Source organism: Peribacillus saganii, from assembly GCF_003429095.1.
GTDB lineage: Bacteria > Bacillota > Bacilli > Bacillales > DSM-1321 > Peribacillus > Peribacillus saganii.
Map to the genome: position 1 here is coordinate 1 of NZ_QVTE01000081.1, position 1,187 is coordinate 1,187.

At 40.9% G+C, this 1,187-nt stretch carries 1 protein-coding gene; it reads right to left on the bottom strand.

Features of this window, described 5'->3' with window-relative positions:
* Nucleotides 1-1,187: IS21 family transposase (istA, locus tag D0469_RS20770; RefSeq protein ID WP_117328616.1), on the bottom strand; the 1,187-nt coding region annotated here is incomplete at both ends.

The following is a 1,187-nucleotide window of genomic DNA, read 5'->3' on the forward strand; positions in this document are numbered from 1 at the left end:
ATATCACGATGGAGGAGGAGAAGTCGAATGAACTTTCTATCGCCCACAGACCCTTCTTGCTCGCGCATTTTTAAATGAAATCGCTTAAATACATCAGGGATTTCAGTGGATTGGAATGCATGAGCGTCTCGGATTGCCCGTGGTTTTTTAAGCAATACTTCTAAATAGTGGTCAAGAACGGTGATCATCTGATTACGATCATAGGAGCGAGTGTGTTCAGCGATCACACGGTTTTGAGCCACTACGATTACACGATCGACAAAAATTTTTGCCCATACAGCTTGACCTACATAGTTACTTGGTACAGAATAACGATTCGTTTCCACGGTAATAAGGGAAGTTTTATTAACTTTACATGATATAAGCTTACAAGCTTCAAAGCGATTCGTTGGAAGGGGATGAAGGTACTCTTTTTCTTTATCCCACATTTCTAAGACAGTCTCTGATTTATTTGGGACATGAGTCCTTCCGGCCTCTATTAAACACCAATCTATGAGATAGTCATTCAGTTCTTTTACTGATTGAACTTCAGGTAAAGGTACCAAGGCATTCCTTCTTATGTAACCAACTGTGCCTTCAACTCGCCCTTTTTCGTTACCACTTGCAGGATTACAGAATTCGGCTTTAAACACGTAATGTGCTTGAATCCCAATGAATGACTCCTGTTCTAGCCGATCTCTTCCTTGTAAGATTTTTAGTACCGCTGTTTTAAGATTATCAAGGAGACCCTCTGTTGGTACTCCTCCTAAAAATTCAAACGCGTGAACAAAGCCATCCAGGAATGCTTCCTGTTTTTCGTGGAGATACGCTCTGACAAACCGCATACGGCTGGCGGAGAGCTGAACGCAGAAGAGGAAAATGCGTTGTTTTCGACCCTGTAGAATAATATCCGCCTCTCCCCAGTCGAATTGGAATTGGTGGCCGAGTTGAAAATCCAAAGGAATAAAGGCTTCCTGAATTTGTTGCCTGCGTTTGGCTACGATTTTACGAATGTTGGAGGCAGAGCCTTTAAAATCATATTCATCTTGTAATCTTCTAAAAATCTTAATTGCGGTATGCTTCTGCTTTTTCCAGTTCTTTAGGTCATCTTCTAACCATTGATCAATGATTGGAATAACCCGTTTTGTTTCTGAAGAATACTCCTTTGTTCCATAAACATTTTTTCGTAAGACTGTTGTTGGTGCTGT